Source organism: Formosa sp. S-31 (genome assembly GCF_051172795.1).
In the GTDB taxonomy this organism is placed as follows: Bacteria; Bacteroidota; Bacteroidia; order Flavobacteriales; family Flavobacteriaceae; genus Formosa.
The window spans coordinates 246,814-268,655 of the sequence record NZ_JAENDK010000009.1; the positions used below are offsets into that span (position 1 = coordinate 246,814).

Annotated in this window: 19 protein-coding genes; 11 read left to right on the forward strand and 8 right to left on the reverse strand. The window is 36.2% G+C overall.

Features of this window, described 5'->3' with window-relative positions; translation table 11 throughout:
* The first annotated feature begins 42 nt into the window (after positions 1–42).
* The 6 genes from I3217_RS14840 (at position 43) to I3217_RS14865 (ending at position 7,585) form a co-directional block, all read left to right on the forward strand.
* Positions 43–1,566, forward strand: a complete 1,524-nt coding sequence (locus I3217_RS14840) for a bifunctional GNAT family N-acetyltransferase/carbon-nitrogen hydrolase family protein (RefSeq protein ID WP_435050559.1) — start codon at positions 43–45, stop codon at positions 1,564–1,566.
* Between the two features lie 195 nt (positions 1,567–1,761).
* The gene (locus I3217_RS14845) at positions 1,762–2,382 is read left to right on the forward strand and encodes a TetR/AcrR family transcriptional regulator (RefSeq protein ID WP_435050560.1); all 621 of its coding nucleotides are present in this window, start codon (positions 1,762–1,764) and stop codon (positions 2,380–2,382) included.
* The gene (locus tag I3217_RS14850; RefSeq protein ID WP_435050561.1) at positions 2,372–3,688 is read left to right on the forward strand and encodes a TolC family protein; all 1,317 of its coding nucleotides are present in this window, start codon (positions 2,372–2,374) and stop codon (positions 3,686–3,688) included. The genes I3217_RS14845 and I3217_RS14850 overlap by 11 nt, the downstream gene beginning before the upstream one ends.
* A gap of 18 nt (positions 3,689–3,706) precedes the next feature.
* Complete coding sequence (locus tag I3217_RS14855; RefSeq protein WP_435050562.1) at positions 3,707–4,789, forward strand: HlyD family secretion protein; 1,083 nt, start codon at positions 3,707–3,709, stop codon at positions 4,787–4,789.
* A 3-nt stretch (positions 4,790–4,792) separates the two neighbouring features.
* Positions 4,793–6,373, forward strand: coding sequence for an MDR family MFS transporter (locus tag I3217_RS14860; RefSeq protein WP_435050563.1), 1,581 nt, complete (start codon positions 4,793–4,795; stop codon positions 6,371–6,373).
* Between the two features lie 156 nt (positions 6,374–6,529).
* Complete coding sequence (locus tag I3217_RS14865) at positions 6,530–7,585, forward strand: DUF481 domain-containing protein (RefSeq protein ID WP_435050564.1); 1,056 nt, start codon at positions 6,530–6,532, stop codon at positions 7,583–7,585.
* 73 nt (positions 7,586–7,658) lie between these two features.
* On the opposite strand, the gene argS is transcribed toward I3217_RS14865, so the two are convergent.
* Positions 7,659–9,437, reverse strand: a complete 1,779-nt coding sequence (argS, locus tag I3217_RS14870; RefSeq protein ID WP_435050565.1) for an arginine--tRNA ligase — start codon at positions 9,435–9,437, stop codon at positions 7,659–7,661.
* A 429-nt stretch (positions 9,438–9,866) separates the two neighbouring features.
* Here argS and I3217_RS14875 point away from each other — a divergent pair, with 429 nt between their 5' ends.
* Positions 9,867–11,939 carry a tetratricopeptide repeat-containing sensor histidine kinase gene (locus I3217_RS14875; RefSeq protein WP_435050566.1) on the forward strand — a complete coding sequence of 691 codons (2,073 nt, stop codon included), beginning with the start codon at positions 9,867–9,869 and terminating at the stop codon, positions 11,937–11,939.
* Here I3217_RS14875 and ctlX read toward each other — a convergent pair.
* From ctlX to I3217_RS14890, 3 genes are read right to left on the reverse strand one after another with little or no spacing between them, the layout of a single operon-like run.
* Positions 11,936–12,874: a citrulline utilization hydrolase CtlX gene (gene ctlX / locus I3217_RS14880; protein ID WP_435050567.1), complete on the reverse strand. Its 939-nt coding sequence runs from the start codon at positions 12,872–12,874 to the stop codon at positions 11,936–11,938. The two genes, I3217_RS14875 and ctlX, sit on opposite strands and share 4 nt — an antisense overlap.
* Before the next feature lie 55 nt (positions 12,875–12,929).
* A complete protein-coding gene (locus I3217_RS14885; protein WP_435050568.1) occupies positions 12,930–13,577 on the reverse strand; it encodes an HAD family hydrolase in 648 nt (215 codons plus the stop codon).
* A gap of 2 nt (positions 13,578–13,579) precedes the next feature.
* Entirely contained in the window at positions 13,580–14,260 is a 681-nt protein-coding gene (locus I3217_RS14890; protein WP_435050569.1) for an SDR family NAD(P)-dependent oxidoreductase, read from the reverse strand.
* A gap of 379 nt (positions 14,261–14,639) precedes the next feature.
* Here I3217_RS14890 and I3217_RS14895 point away from each other — a divergent pair, with 379 nt between their 5' ends.
* From I3217_RS14895 to I3217_RS14910, 4 genes are all read left to right on the forward strand, one after another.
* A complete protein-coding gene (locus I3217_RS14895; protein WP_435050570.1) occupies positions 14,640–15,107 on the forward strand; it encodes a cupin domain-containing protein in 468 nt (155 codons plus the stop codon).
* Between the two features lie 181 nt (positions 15,108–15,288).
* Positions 15,289–16,371, forward strand: coding sequence for a nickel-binding protein (locus tag I3217_RS14900; protein ID WP_435050571.1), 1,083 nt, complete (start codon positions 15,289–15,291; stop codon positions 16,369–16,371).
* A gap of 142 nt (positions 16,372–16,513) precedes the next feature.
* Positions 16,514–16,903 (forward strand): DUF4242 domain-containing protein, encoded by a 390-nt coding sequence (locus I3217_RS14905; protein ID WP_435050572.1) that lies wholly within the window; start codon positions 16,514–16,516, stop codon positions 16,901–16,903.
* 31 nt (positions 16,904–16,934) lie between these two features.
* Complete coding sequence (locus tag I3217_RS14910; RefSeq protein ID WP_435050586.1) at positions 16,935–17,192, forward strand: DUF4242 domain-containing protein; 258 nt, start codon at positions 16,935–16,937, stop codon at positions 17,190–17,192.
* Between the two features lie 90 nt (positions 17,193–17,282).
* Here the strand turns inward: I3217_RS14910 and I3217_RS14915 are convergent, their stop codons facing one another.
* The 4 genes from I3217_RS14915 to porV form a co-directional block, all read right to left on the reverse strand.
* Entirely contained in the window at positions 17,283–18,899 is a 1,617-nt protein-coding gene (locus I3217_RS14915; protein ID WP_435050573.1) for a pyruvate dehydrogenase complex dihydrolipoamide acetyltransferase, read from the reverse strand.
* A gap of 3 nt (positions 18,900–18,902) precedes the next feature.
* The gene (gene pdhA, locus I3217_RS14920) at positions 18,903–19,901 is read right to left on the reverse strand and encodes a pyruvate dehydrogenase (acetyl-transferring) E1 component subunit alpha (protein ID WP_435050574.1); all 999 of its coding nucleotides are present in this window, start codon (positions 19,899–19,901) and stop codon (positions 18,903–18,905) included.
* A gap of 88 nt (positions 19,902–19,989) precedes the next feature.
* Positions 19,990–20,472 (reverse strand): cytidine deaminase, encoded by a 483-nt coding sequence (gene cdd / locus I3217_RS14925; RefSeq protein ID WP_435050575.1) that lies wholly within the window; start codon positions 20,470–20,472, stop codon positions 19,990–19,992.
* A 103-nt stretch (positions 20,473–20,575) separates the two neighbouring features.
* Positions 20,576–21,817: a type IX secretion system outer membrane channel protein PorV gene (gene porV, locus I3217_RS14930; protein WP_435050576.1), complete on the reverse strand. Its 1,242-nt coding sequence runs from the start codon at positions 21,815–21,817 to the stop codon at positions 20,576–20,578.
* Positions 21,818–21,842: the final 25 nt, after the last annotated feature.

Below are 21,842 nucleotides of genomic sequence, written 5' to 3' on the forward strand. Positions count from 1 at the left end.
TCTGGTGTTACGAATTATAGTTGATCAGTAAACCACCATGCTATGGAAGACATTGAAAATATTGAACTGGCGTATTTAAGTTTAGATGATTATCAGGAACTCAAGGCTGCCATGATAGAATCATACAGCAGTATGCCCGATTCGTACTGGCGGGAACACCAGATTGAAACCCTGATTAAACGATTTCCAGAAGGTCAGGTTGTTATTAAAATAAATAACCAGATTGCCGGTTGTGCATTATCGATAATTGTAGATTACAAAAAATTTGACGATGCACATACCTATAAACAAATTACCGGAAATTATACATTTAGCACCCACAACAAAAACGGCGATGTTATTTACGGTATCGATGTGTTTATAAAACCGGAATTCAGAGGGCTTCGTCTGGGGAGACGTCTATACGATTATCGTAAAGAATTATGCGAGCGGCTTAATTTGAGAGGGCTGGCCTTTGGAGGCCGAATCCCTAATTACCACAAATATTCCAGTGAGTTAACACCTAAACAATACATTGAAAAAGTAAGACGCAAAGAAATACACGATCCGGTATTAAATTTTCAGATTTCTAATGACTTCCATCCTACCCGAGTCTTGAAAAATTATCTGGAAGGCGACACCAATTCTGAAGACTACGCTGTATTACTGGAGTGGGATAATATTTATTATGAGAAGAAGGAAACTAAAGCTGCCACTATAAAAAAAATAGTTCGCTTAGGGTTAATTCAATGGCAAATGCGTCCGTACAAAAATCTGGATGAAGTGATGCAGCAAGCCGAATATTTTATTGATGCTGTATCGGGTTACCGCAGCGATTTTGCTTTATTCCCCGAATTTTTTAATGCGCCGTTAATGGCGAAAGACAATCATTTGTCAGAGCCTGAAGCTATCAGACTACTTGCAGAACACACAACCGAAATTGTACATCAGTTTTCAAAACTGGCCATTTCATATAACATTAATATCATAACCGGGAGTATGCCCGAAATTGCAGAGGATAATCGCTTATACAATGTGGGGTATTTGTGCAAACGAGATGGAACAACAGAACGCTACGAAAAACTACATGTAACGCCAGACGAAGCGAAAGTCTGGGGTATGGAAGGCGGACATAAATTACAGGCTTTCGATACCGATTGTGGTAAAATTGGTATTTTAATCTGCTATGATTCCGAATTTCCGGAATTAAGCCGTTTGCTGGCCGATGAAGGTATGGATATCTTATTTGTACCCTTTTTAACCGATACACAAAACGGCTATTCACGCGTTAGACATTGTGCTCAGGCCCGTGCCATTGAAAACGAATGTTATGTTGCCATTGCCGGCAGTGTGGGTAATTTACCCAAAGTTCATAATATGGATATACAATTTGCCCAATCCATGGTATTTACACCCTGCGATTTCGCCTTCCCTGCCAACGGTATAAAAGCCGAAGCTACTCCAAATACCGAAATGATTTTAATTGCCGATGTCGATATCGACCTGCTTAGAAACCTCAACCAGTTTGGAAGTGTAAAAAACCTGAAAGACCGTAGAAAAGACATTTTCGAACTCAGAAAAAAATAAAATTTCCATTTATACATTTTTAACAAAAATCACTGTAGGATAAATAAAACCTTACAGTGATTTTCCTTTTTTATACACCTTTACAAAGTCACTTGCATTAGTCTTTGTTAATTTTTTACAAATTTTAACATTTAAACAAACGTTTAATTTAAACAAGTGTTTAATTTTGTAGCCTGAAATTCAAAATGGCTAGGTATGGAATTAAACGAGAAACAAATTAAAATCCTGAAAACTGCGGAAGAACTTTTTGCGGAACACGGTTTTGATGGTACTTCGGTAAGGTTAATAGCGAAAGCTGCAGGCATAAATATTGCGATGATTTCGTATTACTTCGGTTCTAAAGAAAAACTTTTAGAAGCCCTTTTGGTTTACCGTTTAAAATATTTTCGTTTACAGGCAGAAGCCATAATAAATACACAAAGTAATTATTTCGAAAAATTAGACGCCTTCATAGACCTGCTCATAAAACGTATTCATAAAAATCGTCGCACCTATAAAATTGTAAATTTTGAGTATTCCAACGGTACACGTACTATCGATTTTGAAACCTACGAAAACTATAAAAAGAAAAATTATCAGATTCTGGAGCATTTTGTTTTGCAAGGACAAAAGGACGGTGCTTTTAAAACCGATGTCAATATCCAGTTAATCATCCCTAGTATTTTAGGACCCTATTTCCATTTTTATTTCAATAAACTCTTTTATAAAAATTTACTAAATCTAAACACAAAAGAAGATGTAGAATATTACGTCCATAATCAATTAACAAAACACATACAGCAAACAATAAAAGCATTATTAACTTATGAAAAATAAAATTACGTCTCTACTATTAATAACACTACTTAGTGTTTTCTCGACGTATGCCCAGAGTACAAAGACTATAAGTCTGGAAGAAGCAGTTAGCCTGGCTATAAACAACAGTGATATCTCTAAAATAAATGAAGCTAAAATAGCAGCTTCCCAAAGCGAAGTAAACGTAGCTAAAAATGCACAGTATCCCGATCTAAGTATAGGTGGACAATATCGTCATTTAACCAAAGTTGATTTCGAAAATAAATTAGGAGCATCTTCAGCAGATACTAATTCCGAATCGACTACACTACCTAATGTTAATCAGTTACTGATGGGGCAGGCAGATATAAGCATGCCACTGTTTTCCGGATTTAAAATTAAAAATGCCGTTGAAGCAAGTAAAAACCTCCATCTCGCCACAACATATAAGGCAAAAAATGACAATGAACAACTCGCACTGACGACTATAAATTTATACATAACATTGTATAAGGCCGAAGAATCCATAGCCCTGTTCGAGGATAATTTAAAAAGTGCAAAACAACGCGTCAAAGATTTTACAGCTATGGAAGAAAATGGCATTTTGGCCAAAAACGACCTTTTAAAAGCTCAACTTCAAGAATCTAGCGTAGAGCTTTCACTTGAAGAAGCACGAAAAAACAAGCGTATTTTAAATTACAAACTGGCTGTCTTATTAAAGCTTCCGGAAGACACGGTTATTTCTACCATTCATAAGGATTTTGGAATGGTACCCGAAACCGTTAAAAGTGATTCCATATATAGAAACGACCTTCAGGCTTTAAAGTATCAGGAATTGGCTACCGAAAATCAGATAAAAATGGCCAAAGCCAATTACTATCCATCTATAGGTTTGGTGGGTGGATATATGGCAGCCGATGTCCGTAATGCATTTACCTTAACAAACGCCATAAATTTTGGTGTTGGCGTATCGTATAATCTATCTGATATTTTTAAAAATAAAAGCGAAGTCGAAGTTGCTAAAAGTAAAGCTGAAGAACTTCAATATGCCATAGATAAAGTGACCGATGATATTAAAATAGAAATTGAAAATGCAAACCAGGAATATCTGCTGGCCTTAAAAAAGTTAGACGTTTATACCATTTCGGAAGAGCAGGCTGTTGAAAATTACCGTATCGTAAAAGATAAATTCGATAATGGATTGGCCGATACCAACGATACGCTTGAAGCCGATTTACAACAATTACAGGCCAAAATAAATTTAGCTTATGCCAGAGCAGACATTTCTCAAAAATATTACGAGTTACTTACAGCTCAAGGTAGATTAACACAATTAATAAACAAGTAATAATACACGACATTAAACATGGAAAAGAATAAAAAAACCAATAAAAAATTCATACTCATCATTTCGGTTTTAATGGGTATAGGCATAGTATATGGTACATATAAGTTTATACATTCGTTATCTCATGAAGAAACCGATGACGCTCAGGTTGAAGCCCATATGACACCAATTATACCACATGTAAGCGGGTATATACAACATGTTCTGGTTGAAGATAACCAAATGGTAAAAAAGGGAGACACCTTGTTTATCGTAGATAATACAGATTATATTATTCAGTTGGAACAGGCTCAGGCTAATGTCGCAGGTGCAGAGAGTGGTTTGGCTGTTTCTCAGGCCAGCATCGGGTCGTATAAAGCAAACTCTAACGCTGCCTCTGCTCAGGCCAATTCTGCTACCGTTAATATTGAAACGGCAAAAATCAGATTATGGAGAGCACAAAACGATTTTAAACGTTACGAAAATTTATATCAAAACCACTCCATTACTACACAACAATACGAACAGGCTTTAGCCGCCAAGCAGGAAGCTGAAAAACAACTTGAAATTTTAAAGCAGCAACAAGCTGCGAGTTCCAGCCAAAGTCACGCAGCCTCAAATCAAACGGTTATTTCTGAAAAGCAGGTTACTGTTGCCGAAGCCAAATTAAAAGTAGCACAAGCTTCTTTAAGTAAAGCGCTTCAGGACGTAGCCTATACTTTTGTAACTGCACCAATAGACGGGCAGTTATCTGCTGTTCGTATTCAGGAAGGTCAGTTCGTGCAACCAGGGCAATCGCTGTTTTATTTGGTAAATACTAAAGACAAATGGGTCGTTGCTAATTTTAAAGAAACCCAACTGTCCAAAATGCAAATCGGACAGAAAGTAAGTATTAAAGTTGATGCTTATCCGGACGCTAAATTCGAAGGTATTGTATCTAATTTCTCACCGGCAACAGGTTCTAAATTTTCACTTTTACCTCCGGATAATGCAACTGGAAACTTTGTGAAAACCATTCAGAGATTACCTGTAAAAATAAACTTTACAGATAATAATGACGCCGAACAATTTTTAAAATTACGTTCGGGTATGAACGCTGTTATTGATGTGCATTTAAAATAAATTATGCAACAAACAAACGAAAACAGTTTAATAGAATATGGTTTTAGACGGGTAATTATTACCATAACAGCTGTGTTATGTGCCCTTCTGGAAATTATAGATACTACCATTGTTAATGTGGCCCTAAACGATATGAAAGGAAGTTTGGGTGCAACATTAACCGATGTAGCTTGGGTAATTACAGCTTATGCTATTGCCAATGTTATCGTTATTCCTATGACGAGCTGGTTGTCTAAACAGTTTGGAAGACGAAATTATTTTGCGGCTTCTATTATAATTTTTACAACGGCATCGTTTTTATGTGGTAACGCTACAAATATCTGGGAGCTTGTCGCCTTTAGATTTATCCAAGGGCTTGGTGGAGGCGCGTTACTTGTAACTGCTCAAACTATCATTACAGAAAGTTATCCCATGGAAAAACGAGGTATGGCTCAGGCCATTTATGGTATGGGGGTCATTGTTGGCCCTACTCTGGGGCCACCTCTGGGAGGCTATTTAGTAGATAATTTTTCTTGGCCTTATATTTTTTATATCAATATTCCGTTAGGAATTATTGCTACATTTTTAACCTTAATGTTCGTAAAAAGTCCTAAATATGGTGAAAAACTAAAAGCCAGTCAGGTAGACTGGTGGGGCATAATACTTTTAGCAACTTTTATAGGATCCCTACAGTTTGTACTGGAACACGGGCAGCAGGACGACTGGTTTGATAACGGTTTAATTACAACACTAAGTATAACCACTTTATTCGGGTTAATATTATTTATCTGGAGAGAGCTAACTTACGAGCATCCTATTGTAAACCTTAAAGTTTTAAAAGACGGAAATTTAAGAGTAGGAACCATAATGACCTTCATTTTAGGATTTGGTCTATACGGGTCTACCTTCATCATCCCAATTTACACCCAGTCCATTTTAGGATTTACAGCAACAGATGCAGGATTACTTCTTATACCGAGTTCAATTACTACCGGATTAATGATGCCCATTATTGGTAAACTCATCCAAAAAGGAGTGCCTCAGAAATACATGGTAACGGCAGGTTTTTCCATATTCTTTATCTACAGTTTATGGATGTATATTGAAATGACTCCAGACACCGGGGTAGAACATTTTTACTGGCCCTTAATCGTTCGAGGGGTTGGACTAGGCCTTTTATTTGTACCTATTACCACCTTATCACTATCCACGTTAAGAGGTAAAGATATTGGAGACGGCGCTGCATTTACAGGAATGATGCGGCAACTTGGTGGTTCTTTTGGTATTGCTATTATTACTACCATGATTTCCAGATGGACACAACAACATCGGGTTAACCTGTTACCCAATCTGGATGTAACAAAATTTAATGTTCAGGAACGCATACAGGGCATACAACATATGTTTACGGGGAAAGGGTATTCCACAAACGAAGCCTTAAATAAAACCTTTCAATTACTTGACATGTCTGTAATGAAACAGGCCACGGTATTATCATACATGGATATTTTCTTATACCTTGGCGTTTTATTCCTCTTATGTGTACCTTTTGTATTATTAATAAAAAAAGGAGCTGGAAAAGTAGATATGAGTGCCGCGCACTAATCCAAATCATTTTAAGTTTACAACCCTTATTTGTTTTCAATCTTTTTTAGGTTGAGGCATTTAAGGGTTATTTTTTTAATTAAAAAGTTTAGTATCTTAGCTTTAAGCAAATTTATTTGCACCTACAGCTTATATCAATATCAAAATAACCAACTCATGCTAAACCAACGATTAGCCTCCAAACATTTGACCTTCTTGTTTATTTTAACCAGTTGTATATTTACAACACTTCAGGCGCAGGAAGAAACCTCTAAAGACACTTTAGTCTTAAATAACAAAGACAAAATTATTGGTGACATTAAAGAAATGACCAAAGGCGTTTTAACCTTTGAAACGGATTATAGTGACAGTGATTTTAAAATAGAATGGAAAAATGTCATTTACGTAAGCAGCGCTCAAACGTATTTACTTTCCCTGTCTAACGGAAGACGCATTAACAGTACACTACAAACCAAACCAAGCGATTCTACCAAAGTTACTCTGGTCCAGGAAGGAGAAACCATAGAAACGACGATTGAAGACATTGTCTTTATTAAAGCTATTGAAAACAGCTTTATTTCCAGACTTGACGCCAGCTTATCGGTAGGATTTAACTTTGCTAAGACCAATAATCTAACTCAGTTTTCCATTTTGAGTAACTTGGGCTATACAGCCGAAAAATGGGGGTTTACTGCAGCTTTTAACTCAGTGAGAAGTAATCAGGACGATGTAGATGAAACCAAACGTACCGATGCGAGTCTTGGTGCCAAATACTTTATGAGGCACGACTGGTTTGCCCTTATGAATGCCAACTTTTTAGCAAACGACGAACAGTTATTAAAATTACGTAGCTCGCCTCAAGGGGGTATTGGTAAATATTTTGTTCATTCCAACAAAGTCTATTTTGCCACAGGTACCGGTTTAGCCTGGACTAATGAAATTTATACCGACTCGTCTATAGATACAAAAAACAGTTTGGAAGCCTTTGTCTCTTTAGAACTAAACATGTTCGATTATGGTGATTTAAGCCTCTACTCTAAATTTGTTGCCTATCCCAGTTTAACTGAAAAAGATCGTGTTAGAACCGATTTAAATTTAAACGTAAAATACGATTTACCTTTGGATTTCTTCGTACAGGTAGGTTTAACGCATAACTACGATAGCAAACCTGTACAAGGGGCTTCTACTGTGGATTATGTGTTTCAAACGACTATTGGATGGGAATTGGATTAAGCTCTGTGAACAGTATCTAAAAAGCCGGAATCTTGACAATTCCGACTTTTTTATATCTTCTTTTTTGAAAGCATTACATACGCTCAGGAACCTGAATTCCTAATAAACTGAATGCATTTTTAATTGTGTAAGCTACCGCTTGCGACAATTGTACTCTGAGTATTTTTTCGTTTTCATCATCTGCACCTAAAATCGATACATTTTGATAAAACGAGTTAAACTCTTTTACTAAATCGTATGTATAATTTGCTATTAAAGCCGGACTAAATTGCCCTGCTGCCAATTGTACCGTTTCCGGGAACAATTGTAATTGCTTTAATAAAGACTTCTCTTTTTCGTGTAATTTTAATCCGGTAACCGCTGAAGAAAAATCAAAATCGGCTTTGCGAATTATAGACTGAATTCTTGCATAGGTATACTGGATAAACGGCCCTGTATTTCCCTGAAAATCGATAGATTCCTTAGGGTCAAATAAAATTCGCTTTTTAGGGTCTACTTTTAGAATGTAATATTTTAAAGCGCCCAGGCCTATCGTACTATAAAGTGCCTGTTTCTCATCTGGAGTATAACCATCCAGCTTTCCAAGCTCTTCTGAAATTTCTCCTGCAGTCTCGGCCATTTCCGAAACTAAATCGTCTGCATCTACAACAGTTCCTTCTCTACTTTTCATTTTTCCGCTAGGCAGATCTACCATACCATAACTTAAATGGTAAAGATTCTCAGCCCAATCGAAACCTAATTTCTTTAAAATTAAAAACAGCACTTTAAAATGATAATCCTGTTCGTTTCCTACAGTATAAACCAGTCCTCCAACATCCGGATAATCTTTAATACGTTGTATGGCTGTTCCTATATCCTGGGTCATATACACAGCTGTACCATCTGCACGAAGTACCAGCTTTTCATCAAGCCCTTCTTCTGTTAAATCGCACCATACAGAACCGTCTTCTTTTTTATAGAAAACTCCGGTTTTTAAACCTTCAGCAACAAAAGCTTTTCCTAACAAATACGTATCGCTCTCGTAATAGTAGCAATCAAAATCAACACCAAGATTCTTATAGGTCACATCAAAACCATCGTAAACCCATTGGTTCATCGTTTTCCATAAATCCACAACTTCTACATCACCCGACTCCCATTTTAGCAGCATGTCCTGAGCTTCTAAAAGCAAAGGCGCCTGTTTCTTAGCATCGTCTTCACTTAAACCTGTGGCTTTTAAAGCTTCTATTTCTTTTTTGTATTCCTGATCGAACTTAACGTAGTAATTTCCTACCAGCTTATCGCCTTTTAAACCTGTAGACTCCGGAGTTTCTCCATTTCCAAAACGCTTCCAGGCTAACATACTTTTACAAATGTGAATTCCACGATCGTTTATAACCTGAGTTTTATATACCTTTTTTCCCGAAGCTTTTAAAATTTCGGCAACACTATAACCTAATAAATTGTTTCTGATGTGCCCTAAATGCAAAGGCTTATTTGTATTTGGTGATGAATATTCAACCATAACAGCTTTATCATCAGATTGAGGAGTTACAAAACCATAATCGGTTAAGCTTTTAATTTGATTAAACCAACCCTGATAATACGAGTCGGAAATCACAATATTTAAAAAGCCTTTAACGACATTAAAGCCGGTAATTACATCCACTTCTTTCACTAAAAACGCTCCTATAGCCTCACCTATTTGTACCGGATTTCCTTTAACAACGCGAAGCATCGGAAAAATAACTACGGTAATATCCCCTTCAAACTCTTTACGGGTGGATTGAAATTCCACAGTTTCCAATTCGGCGCCATATATAGTTTTAACCGCTTGTTTTACTTGAAAAGATAATGTGTCTTGTAATTGCATTCTACTGGTTTTTTAAGTCTGCAAAGATACTATTTTTATCAGATTTTACCTTCGGAAACCCTTGGAAGATAATATGCATTTACTCTAAAACACCGAAATAGAATTAAAATTTAAACGAAAATTCATCTCATATTTATTAAAAGTGCATTTCGTCGACAAAACTGTTGTTTTTCCTACTTTTTAACCGTTCATCGAAACTGTGTATTTTCAACTTATAATGAATCAACATTTTAACTAATTTATTAGTATTAAATCGCAGAAATTAGATTTATAATACGCTTTTCATAACTTTGATTTTGTAAGACGCTATTACTCTACCTCTTAATTATTTAGAAGAAGAGACATTAACAATTTAAAAACACGCCTTAATCTACTATTGTCTACACTTAAATTTTGACAATAAAATTTAGGCGTGCGATTCGCACTCGAATGAGAAAGATAATTTTATTAATTATTCTTTTATATGGATTTTCTGGCTTTGCACAAAACGAAGCTATAGACAGTCTATCGGTACAACTGGCTTTTCGCCAGGCCGATACGACCAAAGTCGATCTTTCCATAAAACTTGTTAATGAATTGTATGATAAGAAGGATTACGATCTGGCCTTAAAATATATAAGTCAGACAGAAAAACTGGCTACAGATTTAAATTACAAATCTGGACTTGCAAAAATTGCTTATCTAAAGGCATTAAATTACATAAAAAAGGAAGATTACCTTAATGCCATAAACCATTTCTCCGAAGCAAAATCACGGTTTTCATTACTTCACGATACTTTAGCGATTAGCAGAATAAATAATCAAATCGGTTTAATAGAAATTTCCCGAGGTCATTACGACAAAGGCTTACAGCATACTTTATCTGCAATTCAGGAACTTGAAAAAAGAAACCTGACTTCCGAATTAAAAGATACCTATAAAGCACTTACCAAAGCCTATCTGGTAAACCGAAAATACGATAAGGCGATTTCCAACAGCTTAAAACTATTGGAAATTGAACAAAAACTAGGCAGTACAACCGATTTAATTGATGTAAACAAAAATTTAGGTCTGCTCTACGGTTTAGAACTTGAACATAAAAAATCCATAGATTATTACGAAAAAGCTCTAAGCCTGAATACGGAAACAAACGATTCTCTTCTTGCTTTTATACTGCCCAAACTAGGCTACGAATACATTCAGTACCGGGAATATGAAAAAGCCGGGCAATATCTTGCCAAAAGTTTAAAACTAAACCGACAAACGAACAACAGGACTGCACTAATAGAAACCCTGAATGCCACAGGCGAATTAAACCTTAGACTCAATAAAACCAATCTAGCAGAGCATCAGCTTTTAGAAGCTTACACCTTATTAAGAGATGATCAGAATAAAACTGCAGAGTTAAAAAATTACGACTTATTAAAAACCGTCGATTCCTTACAACGGGATTATCAGCGGGCATTAATGTGGCAGCAAAAATTCTACACTCTAAAAGATAGTTTACATAGGTTACAACAGATCTCAATAAACGAAACTAAAGACAACATAGAATCTCTAAATACATTTGACTCTCCAGAATATACTATTTCTCAAACCGACGTAAAACCCTCGTACGCCGGTTTGGGAATGTCTGGCGACGACCAGCAGGAATTTAATAAGTTACGCATTATTTCTTATTCTCTGTTTGCTGCTTTTGCTATAGTAACCACGTTTTTAGTCCTGACTTATTTAAATAGAAATCGTCGTTTAAAATACACGCACGATCTGGAAGAAAAAAACAAAAAGATTGAATTACAAAATAAAGCGATACTCGAACAATCTGCACACCTGGAAAGTATAAATCATGTTAAAGATCGCTTGTTTTCGATAGTTTCTCACGATTTAAAAGATTCTCTAACCTCCATAAACGGTTTTATAGATTTACTGAAAGAAGGATCGCTAAGTCGACAGGAATTCGACAAATTAATCCCGGAATTAAGCGAAAATGCCAGCAACGCCTCCCTGCTATTGTTTAACCTTTTAAACTGGTCGAAATCTCAAATGGAATCTTTAGAACCTAATGCCAGTATTTTTAATATTCGGGAAGTAGTATTGGATAAAGTAAAACTACTGGAACACAAATTATCAGACAAAAACATAACCTTAATAGATAACACACTTAAAGATTTTGTTTACGCCGACCAAAGTATGATAGAAATTGTAATACAAAACCTGTTAACCAATGCCATAAAATTTAGCAAGTCCGGAGATACCATTACCATAACGAACAAAATTAGTAATGGCAATTCTATTATCAGTATTTCAGATACAGGGATAGGCATCTCTAAATCCAATATAGACAAGTTATTTAAAAATAACAGCTATACCACGGTAGGAACTAAAAACGAAAAAGGTACAGGTTTAGGCCTATCTATCTGTAAAGAATTAGTCGATCTAAATCAGGGGAAAATCTGGGTAGAAAGCATGGAACATGTTGGAAGTACATTCTATGTGCAACTGCCAAAATCTAAAATTGACTAATTTAGCTTAGGCAAAAACACTTCTGCCATCATACAACGGGCACTTCCCCCTCCACAGGCTTCAATAGTATCTAAAGAACTATGTACTATTTTACAATGATTTTCTATACTTTCAATCTGCTTAGGTGTTAAAGACTGATAAGCCGCACTACTCATTATTAATAGTCTTTCATTATTTGCTCCTTTCACCTGTAACATATTCCCTGCAAAATGCTGCACCTGTTTTTCTGTAATAGCTATAACTTCTTTTCCACTTTCTTTTAAATGCTGTACAACCTGTTTACGTTCCTTTTTGTCATCAATGCATTCCAGACAAATAACTGCAAAGGTTTCAGCTAGACACATCATAACATTTGTATGATAAATGGCTTTACGGTCTCCATTTACGGTTTGATTTGCAGTGAATACCACAGGAAAATACTCAAAGTCTTCACAAAACTCAATAAACAAATCTTCATCGGCTCGAGGAGACAAAGCACAGTATGCCTTTCTGTTTTTGCGATCCAGTAATAAGCTTCCGGTCCCTTCTAAAAACACACCGTCGTCTTCGGCACTGGTATAATCTATAATATTTTCTATTACAAACCCTTGTTCTTCAAGAATATCAAGTACATCTTCCCTACGCTCCAAACGTCTGTTTTCTGCAAACATCGGGTAAAGTGCTACGGTGCCGTTTTCATGGAAAGAAATCCAGTTATTCGGAAAAATGGAATCCGGAGTATCAAACTCCTTAGAATCTTCTATCACTATAACATGCACTCCAGCTGCCTTTAACTTCTCAACATAAGCGTCAAACTCGCGTTGCGCTTTGGCGTTTACACTTTCTGGAAGCATACCGTCTAAAACTTTTTGATAATAATTATTAACCGCCGTTTGCTCATTCATTCTGAAATTCACCGGGCGAATCATTAAAATAGTATTTGTAGTTTGTTCCATTAGTGTGAAATTTTCTGCGAAATTAAGACTTTTTATGCAACTATAATTGAATTAATTACTCGCGATGATACATTAAATCTAAGAGCTGATTCATATGATTAAAGGTTTTGGTAGCATGACCTTGTAATTCATTATAAATATCCTGTTGGGTAAACCCAAAAACATCAAACCCTCCGGCTTTTGCTGCTGTTACTCCGGTAAAACTATCTTCGATTACCAGACATTCGTCAGGGCTAAATCCCATGGTTTTGGCCGCCCAGAGAAACACTGCAGGATCCGGTTTCCAGGTATTGATCGTGTAGCAGCTAAATATTTTGCCTTCAAACTGATTTAAAAGCCCTGTTACTCCCAGATTAAGTCTGATTTTTTCTTCGGGTCCACTGGACGCTACACAAAATGGTATTTCTAGTTGCTGCAGAACTTCCGAGACACCCTCGATAGCTTTCATTTCTGTTTTAAAGATTTCGAAACTTATACGGCGATAATCGGATTCAAAAGATTCTGGTAAAGTCTTACCAATACGTTTTTCTATTTTAGAAATACAGGAACCTACACTACCGCCCTTAAACAGCTTAATGGCCGATTCCAGATTTAAATCAGCACCATGCTCATTGGCCAATTCGGCTAAAACACCGTTACTCAAGGCTTCACTATCCACTAAAACACCGTCACAATCGAAAATGACACATTTATACTTTCCCATACTTAAGGAGTTGTTGAGGAAACCTGCAATACTTTTCCATTATAAAAAGCATGCCCTGTTAAGGCGAAATTAGAAATGTACCCCGCCATTGCTTCGGGTGTGGTAGGTGCTATATATCCTGGAAAGGCTTCGGCTAACATTTCAGTTTGAACTGCCCCAAGAGCCAGTACATTAAAAGCGATACCGGAGTCTTTATATTCTTCCGCAAGCAATTCAGATAAGGTGATTACCGCTCCTTTACTAGAACTATAAGCTGCCAGTCCAGGAAATTTTAAACTTCCCTGAATGCCCCCCATAGAACTGATGGTCACAACATGACTTCCTTTGTTCATAAAAGGTAAAGTTACCCGAGTTAACTCGGCAACCCCAAAAACATTCGTTTGATACACCTTTAAAAAATCTTCTGAACTTAATTCTGAAAAAGGTTTATTTACAAGCGCTCCGGCATTGTGAATTAAAATATCGACATGCTTAAAATTATCCTGAATAAAAGTTTCTGTTTTCTTATAATCTTCAGGCGAACTTAAATCAAACGGTAAAGCTGTAACCTGTGCTAAATTTAATTTTTTCACAGGTTCGGTATTTCTGGATAAGGCCATTACATTGTGCCCCAATGCGGCAAAGCTCTTAACTAACTCTAAACCAATTCCCCTGCTGGTACCGGTAATTATAACATTTTTCATTTTCTGATTTCTCTTTTAAATACTAAAATCATTTACCTTAACAAATATAGCTGCTCCAGTTTACTTTCCACAGGAATTAATAAGACTTTATGTTTTAAAACAACTTACTTTATTCCCTTGTTTCAAATTTTCCATACACTGGTTATAGCTTTACTAAGAATTCAACCTAAATATTATTCATTTTTTTGTAACTTTAAGTACATTCCTTTAAATGTTGCTTTCTCTGTTTTGGATATTTCCATTATTCAAACCGTATTTCAATCCTATATCTTTAAAACAAATAGTTAGTTGCATAATTGCCCTGTTTTCTATGTAGTACGAGTTCCTCCTTCCATTTGTGGTGCCTAAAATAAAATATAACCCTTTAAACACTACTAATATGAAAACACAAAAACAGCATCTATTATCCCTTACATTTTGTCTTCTGGCACTAGGTATTCAAAACCAACTTCAAGCTCAGGACTATGAAATGTCTATGGCAAAAACGGCAGATGACATGACTTTAACCTGGAACAAGGCGCCTGACTTTTTTCCTGGTTGTACTTTTACTATTCTACATGGTGACCTAGCTAAACCTAATCTTGATTTCTTTTTTAAAATTGAACCAGATACTGAAGTTGTAGAACATACGCATAATTCTTCTGAGCGAATGATTTTAATATCTGGCGAACTGGAAGTACAGTATCAAGGCGAAAAATCTCAAATTATGAAACCGGGAACTTACGCTTATGGTCCACCGAAAAAACCACATCGCGCAAAATGTTTAAAAGGAGATCCTTGTGTATTATTCATTGCCATGGTTGAGCCATTTTCTGCCGAACCTACTGGCTTAGCAATGAAAGACTAAAGTCTCATGATTTTTAAAACTTTAAAATTAGATAAATCCTGTGTAAACAGGATTTATTTGCTTGAACACGTGAGCAATTACAGCTCAATCCAGCTTTAAACTGCAACAAAATAAAACCAGTTATCGACTAAAATTGCATAACACACTAAAAATCACTATTTTAAAATTAAAAAATACGATTATGCCAATATTTATGGATCGCCACGACGTATCTGAAAATGTTTCAGCGGAAATTCTGGCTGAGATACATCAGGAAGATTTAAAAATTGAAAAGGACTTTAATTGCAAAGGTTTTACATATTGGTTTGACGGTAAACGAAAACATGTATTTTGCTTAATTGAAGCACCAAATAAAGAAGCTATAGAAGACATGCACAGACAGGCGCATGGAGATGTACCCAATACCATTATAGAAGTGGAGCCCGACATAGTGGAATCCTTTTTGGGTCGTATATCAGATCCCGAGAACAAAAAAAACACCAGCCTAAATATTATTGAAGACTCAGCATTTCGCATTTTAATGGTTGTTAAAGTCAATTCCACATTACAACATAATACCAAAACAACTAATAAAAATTATACGAAAGAATTGAATAACTGTATTAATGACCTAATACAACAAAATCAAGGAACGCTTGTAAAAAAAAGGACTAACTATTATCTAATTTCCTTTACCTCGGCTGCACAGGCAGTTTCATGTGCTTTAAGACTTAATTTAGCAATGAAACCAAAACACTGCTCTGATACGATTTTAAAAATTGGCATTGCATCCGGCGATCCTGTAACAAATAAAGCAGAGATTTTTGAAGACACCATTATGTTAACCAACCAGCTTTGTGAACATGTAGATTCTGAAATCACTATTACTTACGAAGTAAAGACATTGTACGAAAACGAAAAAAACATTTTTATAAAATCACATTCTAATATAAGAGTATTATTGCCTTCAGAAGAAAAATTTCTGACCAGCCTCATCCAGATTACTGAACATTCATGGCAGAACCCAGAATTTAACATTGATGATTTTAGTGAAAACATAGGGTATAGCAAGTCACAACTCTATCGAAAATTAACCAATTTAACAGGAAAATCACCAAACAGCTTTATTAAAGATTTCAGATTAAACCGAGCAAAATACTTGTTGGAACAACAAAAAGGGAACATATCTGAAATTGCTTTTGAAACCGGATTTAATAGTCTGGCCTATTTTTCAAAATGTTTTAAAAATAAATTCAATATTCTACCTTCCCAGTACTTAGCCTAAGAACTTACACCTCATAACACATAAATGGTCAATGATTGAATTCTACTAATTTTTGAATTATTTGTACAAATCGACTTTGTAATAGCTTATTAATTTTATAAGTGAAAAAATAGTATAGTTATTAATCTAAAACCAATCACTTATGAAAACATTAAAATCATTCTTTTTTCTCTGTCTTGTATTAACGTCAACCATCGCAATGGCTCAGGAAAAATCTGTTGCCGATTTATTACGAGATGAAGCCGCTACTCCCGATAAACACATGTATGTTATAGAACGCGAAATGCCCGATGTGGGTTTATTAAGCGATACCGAGCTTCAAGGTGCCAGCCAGACCTCCTGCAAAGTACTACATGAGTTAGGATCCGATATAAAATGGGTAAGTAGTTTTGTAACTGGAAATAAAATTTATTGCATTTACCTGGCCACAGACAAAGATCTGGTAATAAAACACGCCAAACAGGCTGGTTTCCCAGCAGATGCTGTTTCTGAAGTTGTAAATGTAATAGATCCGTCTACTGCTAAACTATAATTTAAAACCGAATATTATGCCACGATAAGTTATAGAACGAGAGATTCCCGGGGCTGGGAATCTCACTAAAGAAGAACTTAAGTCCATTTCGCAAACCTCATGTAATGTGTTAAGAAACATGGGACCTGAAATTAACTGGGTACACAGCTATGTTGCCGAAAACAAAATATATTGTGTTTACATTGCTCCAAATAAAGCACTGATTGAAGAGCATGCCAAACAAGGCGGATTCCCTGTAAACCTGATTAGTGAGGTTACTACAGTAATTGATCCTATTACATCTGAATAGATAAAAAAGCAAAAGCCTAACTCCTTTTGGAGTTAGGCTTTTAATATTTAGGATACTATCTGGAAACCATATGATTTCCAAATTAAAGTATTACATTAACATTGATAACGGATTCTCTATAAATCCTTTTAATGTTTGTAAGAATTCTGCACCAGTAGCACCGTCTACGGTTCTGTGGTCGCAAGCTAAACATAACTTCATAGTATGTCCAACTACAATCTCACCATTTTTTACTACCGGTTTCTGTACAATTGCACCTACCGATAAAATAGCTGAGTTAGGCTGATTAATAATAGAAGTAAAACTTTCTATACCAAACATTCCTAAGTTAGAAATAGTAAAGGTACTACCTTCCATTTCTGCAGGCGTTAATTTCTTATTACGAGCTCTTCCTGCAAAATCTTTAACTGCAGCACCAATTTGAGGTAAACTTAATGTATCTGCATATTTTACAACCGGAACAACTAAACCGTCTTCTACTGCTACTGCCACACCAATGTTAACATGGTGATTTAAACGCATTTTATCTGCAAACCACTGAGAATTAACCTGCGGATGTAATTTTAACGCTTTAGCACATGCCTTCACCACGATATCGTTAAATGATATTTTAGTATCCGGAATTTCGTTTACCTGCTTACGGAATGCCATCGCATTTTCCATATCAAACTCCACATTTAAATAATAATGCGGTGCAGTAAATTTAGATTCTGATAACCGTTTAGCAATAACCTTACGCATTTGAGAATTTGTTTTCTCTTCAAAATCTTCAACACCCTGAGCAACCGGAGCTGATGCTGCAGGAGCAGGAGCTGCTGCCGGAGGTGTAAAGTTTTCTATATCGCGTTTTACTATACGTCCATTTTCTCCAGAACCTTTAACCTGAGCCAGGTTAATTCCTTTTTCGTCGGCAATCTTTTTCGCTAAAGGAGATATGAATAATCGTCCGCCTTCATTATTTACTACTGGCTGAGCCTCCACTGCTTTTACTTCTGCCTTTGGAGCTGCTGCAGATTGTGCCGCTTTTGGCGCCTCTGTCTTAGAAGCTGCTTCTGCCTTCGGGGCCGGAGCTGCGGTTCCAAAATTATTTACAATTCCGGAAACATCTGTTCCTGCAGGACCGATTATAGCTAAAAGTGAATCTACTTTTGCTGATTCGCCTTCATTTAAACCTACATATAATAAAGTACCGGCATTGAAAGATTCAAATTCCATAGTAGCTTTATCTGTTTCTATCTCGGCAAGGATATCGCCTTCTTCAACAGTATCTCCTACTTTTTTCAACCAACTAGCTACAGTACCCTCTTCCATAGTATCACTTAATCGTGGCATAGATACCACTGCAACACCTTCAGGAATGGCTACTTCTGCAGCCGGGGCTTCTGCAACTGCAGGAGCTTCGGTTTTCGGTTCTTCTGCTGAACTTGGTGCAGCCGATCCACCACTAATTATGCCTGAAATATCTTCACCTTCCTCACCTATTACAGCTAAAAGCTCATCTACTTTTGTCGTTTCACCTTCCTGAACTCCAATATGAAGTAGAGTCCCTTCGTGGAACGATTCGAACTCCATAGTAGCCTTATCTGTTTCTATTTCGGCAAGGATATCTCCTTCTGATACTTTATCTCCTACTTTTTTTAACCACGTTGCAACAGTACCTTCTTCCATGGTATCGCTTAAACGAGGCATAGTAATAATTTCAGCCATAGCTTATAATTTATGTTGTAAAAATGGATAATCTTCTTGTTCGTAAACAACATCGTACATTACGTTCTTTTCTGGGAACGGAGATTCTTCAGCAAATTTTTCACATTCGCTTACTAAATCTTTTACGCGCTTATCAATTTTCTTGATATCAGCTTCTGTAGCATATTTCTTTTTAAGAATAATATCCTTAACCTGAGTAATAGGATCTATTTTCTTGTATTCTTCTACTTCTTCTTTAGTACGATAATGTTGTGCATCACTCATAGAATGCCCGCGATATCTGTACGTTTTTAATTCTAAGAAAGTTGGTCCTCCACCGCTGCGAGCTCTTTTAATAGCTTCATCGAACGCTTCGGCAACTTTTACAGGATCCATACCATCTACTGGTCCACAAGGCATTTCGTAACCTAATCCAAGCTTCCAAACTTCTTCGTGGTTAGCTGTACGTTTAACAGATGTTCCCATAGCATAACCGTTATTTTCACAAACGAAAACTACAGGTAAGTTCCATAGCATGGCTAAGTTAAAAGTTTCGTGAAGTGAACCCTGACGCGCAGCACCATCACCAAAACAACAAATGGTTACTCCACCTGTTCCGTGATATTTATCACCAAAAGCCATACCTGCTCCTAATGGAATCTGACCTCCAACAATACCGTGACCACCATAAAAACCGTGCTCTTTAGAAAAAATATGCATAGAACCACCTAAACCTTGAGATGTCCCTGTTGCTTTACCATAAAGTTCGGCCATTACACGTCTAGGATCTACCCCCATACCTATAGGTTGTACGTGATTTCTATAAGCGGTAATCATCTTATCTTTAGACAAGTCCATTGCATGTAAAGCACCTGCTAAAATCGCTTCCTGACCATTGTATAAGTGTAAAAATCCTCTTACTTTTTGTTGAATGTAAACTGCAGCTAATTTATCTTCAAATTTTCTCCAGAATAACATGTCTTCATACCATTTAATGTATGTTTCCTTTGTGACTTTTTGCATGAGTAACGTTATTTTTAAAAACGAGTAACAAAAGTAATACTTTAGACATTAAGGAAAAAACCGAAAACCTTAAAAATTAACAAAAAAATCATAAAACAGATTTTTCAAACACAAGAGGTAATAAATTCTTTAGAGAATTCGATTTTATCACTTTTCCGGTTTCGCCCATAAAATAAATTTCTATAGGCGTTCCTTGCTTAATTTCATATTCTGAAATCGCCTGCCTGCACGCACCACAAGGCGGAATTGGAGTATTTGTTACCGTTTTTAAGGAACCGGCTGTTAACGCCATTCGAACTATTTTAGCTTCAGGGTATTGTGCTCCGGCATAATAAATTGCCGTGCGTTCTGCACATAATCCGGAAGGATAAGATGCATTTTCCTGATTGCTACCGGTAACAATTTTTCCATTATCCAAAAGCAATGCGGCGCCGACTAAAAATTTGGAATAGGGGGCATATGCCTTTTTTCTTATTGCAATTGCCTCGTTCATTAAATCTATGACTTCCGGATCTAATTCTTCAATACTGTCGTAAACAAAAAGTGTAGCTTCTATTTTTAATTCTTTCATTAAAACATGTTTAAATGCATCGTATTAAAGATAAGAAACTTCTAAAAACAAAAAACTATTGCCGATGGCAATAGTTTTTTATACATCCTATGGTTAAAAACCCTTAGTATTCGGTATAAGTACCTTCTCCTAAATTAAACGTTAAAGAGAAACGTAATGTATTTTCTAAAGGACTTTGAACTTTTGAAGTTGAGAATAAATAAGATAAATCGATATTGATTACATTATATTTAAATCCGGCACCTAGAGCAAAAAACTGTCTGGCACCTTTCTCCTGACTCTCGTGAAAATATCCGGCTCTGAATCCGAATGATTCCTGATACATATATTCTGCACCTAATGCATATGTAAACTCCTGCATTTCTTCTTTAAATCCGCCTGGAGCATCACCAAAAGACTGGAACATTCCTCTTAAGAAATTTACATCCGGATCTTTACCATCGTAAATAACACCTGTGTTTACCACAGAACCTAATTGATCTACGTCTTCGTCGTATTGTCCGTTTCCGTTTAAATCTTCATATTCGTATTCCGTACCATAAATTGGAGGTGTTGGCACCAATAGTTTTGTTACTTCGGCAGTTACTGCCAACTTATTGTAATCATCGAATATAAAATCGAATCCTCCTCCTAAACGTAAAGTGGTTGGCTGAAAGTTATCTACTCCACCTTCGTCATACTTAAATTTAGGTCCGATATTCTGAATAGCAAAACCACCTCTCCAACGACCATTAAAATCGTTATAAGCTTCTTCCTCACTTTGGTAGTATCCACTAATATCCACACCAAAGGTATTAGCAGCTTCAGCGTTTGAGTCTACACCACTAATTCTAAGATCTGAACGTAAATAACGCATAGCTACAGACATAGAGAACTGATCGCTAAGCTTTAAAGCGTAGGACGCATCTAACGATAACTCGTTAGGACGCTGAATTAAAGCTTCTGTAAATTCATCCTGAACGAATTCGATATCACCTAAAGAAAAATAACGAAAACTTGCAGCAAAAGCACTACGTTCATTAATTCGATTATAATAAGACAGATTACCTAAAAAGATATCGTTTACCAGTTTACTCAAATATGGTGTATAACTTACAGCTATTCCCTGCTTGGCTTTAGAGAATGCGTATTTAGAAGAGTTCCACTGCTGTGAAAACCCATCTACCGATGTCGCAACTCCCATATCTCCCATAGACGCTGCTCTTGCATCGGATGCTATAAGTAAAAAAGGAACTCCGGTTGTAATTACTCTCGAATCATAATCATCTGGAATTATTGTCGTAGTTTGTGCTTGGATGTTGATAGCGAATAATACAAATAGAATTGCTAAAAGTGTTGTTTTCATGTAAATAATTTATTTTGCAAATATA